The sequence below is a fragment of the Vibrio genomosp. F10 str. 9ZD137 genome, assembly GCF_049974785.1.
Classification (GTDB): domain Bacteria; phylum Pseudomonadota; class Gammaproteobacteria; order Enterobacterales; family Vibrionaceae; genus Vibrio.
Map to the genome: position 1 here is coordinate 1 of NZ_JBNGCJ010000772.1, position 5,260 is coordinate 5,260.

The following is a 5,260-nucleotide window of genomic DNA, read 5'->3' on the forward strand; positions in this document are numbered from 1 at the left end:
GCTCTTCCGATCTTTGCATATCAATCTATGCATTGGCCACCATGACCAAAGAACACGAGAAGTTTGGTTTCTATCCTTTATTGCATCTAATGCTTGCGGGCGTTATAGGCTCGTTCCTGACCGGAGATATATTCAACCTGTACGTTTGGTTCGAGATAATGCTCGTGGCATCGTTTGGCTTGCTGATCTTAGGGGGTGAACGAAGCCAGATGGAGGGTGCGCTGAAATATGTAACGCTTAACCTACTGTCGTCAGCGCTGTTTCTAAGTGCGGTAGGCTTGTTGTACGCCTATGCGGGCACGTTGAATATGGCCGATTTGGGACAAAAGTTGTCAATGTCTGCCAACCCTGAGGTTGTGACGGTCATATCGCTGCTCTTCTTGGTCGCCTTTGGTATTAAAGCCGCTGCTTTTCCGTTGTTTTTCTGGCTACCAGCGTCGTATCACACGCCTCCTGTTGCGATCTCTGCGATCTTTGCAGGTTTGCTAACCAAAGTGGGTGTTTACGCTTTATACCGAGTGTTCAGTGTTATCTTCGTGGGTGATGTGGACTTTACTCATCACACTTTATTGATGTGGATGGGTATCTTTACCATGGTCACGGGTGTGTTAGGCGCCGCCGCTCAGTTTGAAGTTCGTAGAATTCTCTCGTTTCATATTGTGAGCCAAATTGGTTACATGATTTTAGGGCTCGCGCTCTTTACGCCATTGGCGATTTTAGGAGGCGTGTTTTACTTGTTCCATCACATTATAGTCAAAACCAATCTATTCCTAATCAGTGGTGTGATGTATCGAATGCACGGTAGCTACCGATTGGAGAGGTTGGGTGGACTTTATAAGTCAGCGCCTTTCTTAGCCGTACTGTTTGCGGTTCCTGCTATGTCACTGGCTGGGATTCCTCCACTATCGGGTTTCTTTGCCAAGTTCGTCGTTATACAAGCGGGTATTGAAGCTAAAGAGTGGATCGGTGTTATTGCTTCATTAGCGGTTGGCTTACTTACCATGTATTCAATGATTAAGATTTGGTCTGAAGCGTTTTGGAAGAAATTACCAGACGATGCTGAGATCAGACCGGCGATGTCTGATTCTGAACGTTTGTGTCTTTACTTGCCAATCATCGTGATGGCGGTCATTACCATTACTATTGGTATCAATGCGGAATGGTTTGTAAATCTAGCTTCTATGACGGCGGAACAAATACTCGACCCGCAGCAATACATTGACGCTGTATTGGGAGGTCAATCATGAAGGCATTTGGATGGAATATGCTGCTAGCATTGGCTTGGCTAGTGCTATCAGGTACTTATACCATATCTAACTTTTTTGCAGGCATGCTGCTGAGCTATGTCGTTTTGGCTTATGTATTGCGAGACCATGAACCATTTAAAGTCTATTTTGGTAAGCTGCCAAAGATGCTTAATTTTATTCTGTTCTTTATTTGGGATTTAATTAAAGCGAATGCGAGAGTGGCCTACGATGTCGTCACTCCGACGCATTTAATGAAACCAGCGGTTATTGCAGTGCCATTGGATATCGACACTGAGGGTGGTATTACGATCTTCTCTACTTTGATTACGGTAACACCTGGATCGCTGGCATTGGATGTATCAACGGATAAAAAGGTGCTTTATGTTCATCTGATGTATTTCGAAGATGAGAAACTTCATATCGCTGAGCTTAAGCGCCTTGAAGCCATGGTTATTGATTTATTAGGTTAAAATTATGCTAGATACTGTTTATAACATTTGCTTCATTATTATGACCTTGGCGTTGCTACTTTCCTCGGTCAGGTTATTGAAAGGGCCGTCTTTACCAGATCGAGTTGTCGCACTTGAATTGATGGCGTCCATCACTGTAGGGCTGGTTGTTCTCTATAGCATTGCTCATAGTGAGCCAAAGTTCATTGATGTCGCGATCGTATTGGCACTGACGTCGTTCTTAGCGGCGGTCGGTTTTTCTCGATACTTAGAACAAAGAGGAATTAGAGAAGATGATTGATATGATCGTAGCTTTTTTCGTACTAACAGGTGCTTGTCTCATGTTATTGGCCAGTATCGGTATTAATCGCATGCCTGATCTTTTAACGCGCATGCACGCAACTACGAAAGCTGGCGCCCTAGGTATTGGTTTAATTGTGGTCGCGTTCTCGATCATTTTTTGGAGTGATACAGCGGTGGTCGTGCGTGCTATGGCGGTTGTGCTTTTTGTTATTCTTACTGCTCCTATTGCGGCTCATGTACTGGCTAGAACCAGTTACTTTGTCGGCGTTCCAGTGTGGGAAGGGACGGTGAAAGATGCGATAAAAGAGCAGTACGACATGGATACTCACCAGCTATCGAGTCGCTGTGCTGAAAAGAAAAAAGCGTCTGAATAGGTTGGTATAGTTTGCCTTGTTGGTGAGATTTTTCATCATGAAATGATTGAGTTAGAAAACGGTCATGTCTGTCTTTTCTCAGTCTCAAACTTTTAAAAATGCTCCTTAGAATAGGGAGCATTTTTTTGCATCGCACGTGGTTGAACAAACATTAAAGGGCATGACTAGAAAAATAGCACCAGCCTGTCTTTTTATCCCGCAGGATAGAAAGATTTATAGGTATAACAACACTAAATGGAGGGAATATAAGCAAGCAGAAGTTAGGTGAAGGAGCTTGGTTTTATTTACAAATTGGTTAGTAAAAATAGTTGCCAGCCTCTTTGAGTTTGTGATACTTTTCCGCGCAATCTCGGAGCACTTATTAATGCATTACTCTGGGGGATACTCGTAACGTACATTCGGCTGATTGTCTCGTTGCGTAGGGTAGGTATCAGCAAGCCCTTGTTGATAGACGGGATATTTTTGTTGCATTGGCAACAGATGAGAGAGAAACCCAACAGTGAAAACCTTTAATTTATACAGCCTAATCAGCTTCGTACTTCCTAAGTGCCCTGTACTTCACGTCAGTAGCATTACTGAACCCTGAATTCCAGAACTCCTAAAGGACCATTCTAAATGGTCACGATCTTAATCCCGAACGTATGGATGTTTTCGGAAGGTATTGCTTTGCCTCTTTTTTATCAACCGAGTGTTTATCAACCGTGTTGAAAGAGCGCAAATCCTCTATTTTTTAGGGAATTACAATGAGTACAGTTTTTGACGTCGATAACGCGCTTATCGCAACCCCTTTTTCTACAAAAGTTCCTCATGTAGAAGGTCTTTATGATCTCACTCCAGACCAAATCCTGCTGGATCAAGCAGAACATGAGTCTGAAGTTCGTTCATACCCAAGACGTTTACCCATAGCGATAAAACAAGCCCACGGTGTGCTTGTCGAAGATACGCGTGGTCAGCTTTTTTTAGATTGCCTAGCGGGTGCAGGCACCTTGGCTCTGGGTTATAACCACCCAGAGATCAATCAAGCGCTAAAAGACCAACTTGATTTGGGCTTGCCATATCAAACTTTGGATATGACGACCCGAGTAAAAGACACCTTTATCAAGCGTGTGAAGGCATTTTTACCTAAAGAGTTCGCCCATAATTCTGCGATTCAGTTTTGTGGCCCGTCAGGGGCTGATGCTGTTGAAGCGGCGATTAAGTTGGCTAAGCAAACCACAGGTCGCAATACCATGTTTGCTTTTCGCGGCGCGTACCATGGCATGACCAATGGCACCATGGGTATGATGGGTAACTTAAGTACCAAAGCGCGTCGAACGGGTTTGATGTCTGACGTTCACTTTATGCCCTTCCCATACAACCTGCGTTGTCCATTTGGTTTGGGTGGCGAGGAAGGGGCACAAGCGAGCATTCGTTATATTGAGCGCTTACTTCATGATGATGAAGCAGGAATCATGAAACCTGCTGCTATTATTGTCGAGCCAGTTCAAGGTGAAGGCGGGGTTTTACCGGCTCCTGCATCTTGGCTTCGGGAACTTAGACGTATTTGTGACGAGCATGAGATTTTACTTATCCTTGATGAGATTCAATGTGGTGTAGGAAAAACAGGCTATCGATTTGCGTTTGAAGAAGCGGGTATCTCTCCGGATATCTTGTGTCTATCCAAAGCCATTGGTGGTGGATTACCGATGTCTATCCTTGTATTTAACAAAGAGATTGATACATGGAAAGCGGGTGAGCATACCGGTACGTTCCGCGGTAACCAGTTGGCGATGGTATCCGGTGCTAAAGCCTTAGAAATCATCGAGCGTGATAACTTGGTTGAGCATGCCAATATTGCCGGTCAATATTTGCGAATGGGTCTTGAAAGCATTCAAAAGCGGGTGAACTGCATAGCAGAAGTTCGTGGTAAGGGCTTGATGCTAGGCATGGAAATCCAAAAGGCCGATGGTTCGACGAATAAATTTGGTGAGCCTGTCGCCGATGGTGAATTGACACTTGCGATTCAACGTGCAGCACTAGAGCGTGGCCTGATGGTTGAAAAAGGCGGGCGTGATGGCTCTGTTATTCGTTTCCTTCCACCAATGATTATCTCGTTTGAACAAATCGATTTCGCTCTTCGAGTCATGGAAGAAGCGATCTTGGCTGCTGGTGGCGGCAAGCGAGAGACACTCGAAGAGAACGCAAAGTGGAAACAACACTTTATTCATACCGGTGAAAATGGTGCTGATAATTATGCGACGGTGATGAACCACGCGACAAATGCGTTAAAGCAGATCTTTGAGCAGGTCGATAAGCCATACACGGGTATGGATCCCAAGCTTCTAGAAGCTCAAGTTAACGCGGTGTGTTTAGATTCTGCCAACCACAGCTTAAAAGAGGTGATTGATAGCACCAGTGAGTTAGTTGTAAAGAATTCTATTTTTACACAGCACCCTAGCTGCATTGCACACTTACATACACCACCTTTGATGCCTGCGATAGCGGCTGAAGCGATGATTGCGGCTCTGAATCAATCTATGGATTCATGGGATCAAGCCTCTTCTGCAACCTATGTTGAACAGCGTGTCGTTGATTGGCTATGTGGGAAATACGAGCTGGGTAATCAGGCTGACGGCATTATCACCAGTGGTGGTACTCAAAGTAACCAAATGGGTCTATTACTCGCTCGTGATTGGGTTGCCGATAAGCTTTCTAACCATTCCATTCAAAAGCTGGGTCTGCCTGAATACGCTCATAAACTGCGCATTATCTGTTCTGAAAAATCACACTTTACGGTACAGAAATCCGCATCGTGGATGGGACTTGGTGAGAAAGCAGTAGTGTCTGTACCTGCACATGTGAACGGTACCATGGACACATCGCTTCTTGATTCGATGATCAGTGAGCT

5 protein-coding genes are annotated in these 5,260 nt (G+C 44.7%); all 5 read left to right on the forward strand.

The genetic code is table 11. From position 1 onward, the window contains the following. Positions 1-1,247: proton-conducting transporter membrane subunit (locus tag ACP45E_RS18040; protein ID WP_069585374.1), on the forward strand; the 1,247-nt coding region annotated here is incomplete at its 5' end. Continuing rightward, the gene (locus ACP45E_RS18045) at positions 1,244-1,717 is read left to right on the forward strand and encodes a Na+/H+ antiporter subunit E (protein ID WP_017038905.1); all 474 of its coding nucleotides are present in this window, start codon (positions 1,244-1,246) and stop codon (positions 1,715-1,717) included. The genes ACP45E_RS18040 and ACP45E_RS18045, both read left to right, overlap by 4 nt. A gap of 4 nt (positions 1,718-1,721) precedes the next feature. After that, on the forward strand, positions 1,722-1,997 hold the full coding sequence (locus tag ACP45E_RS18050) for a monovalent cation/H+ antiporter complex subunit F (RefSeq protein WP_017035316.1): 276 nt from the start codon (positions 1,722-1,724) through the stop codon (positions 1,995-1,997). Continuing rightward, a complete protein-coding gene (mnhG, locus tag ACP45E_RS18055) occupies positions 1,990-2,373 on the forward strand; it encodes a monovalent cation/H(+) antiporter subunit G (protein WP_017035317.1) in 384 nt (127 codons plus the stop codon). Before ACP45E_RS18050 ends, mnhG begins: the two co-directional genes overlap by 8 nt. Before the next feature lie 743 nt (positions 2,374-3,116). Next, positions 3,117-5,260: pyridoxal phosphate-dependent class III aminotransferase (locus tag ACP45E_RS18060; protein ID WP_069585376.1), on the forward strand; the 2,144-nt coding region annotated here is incomplete at its 3' end.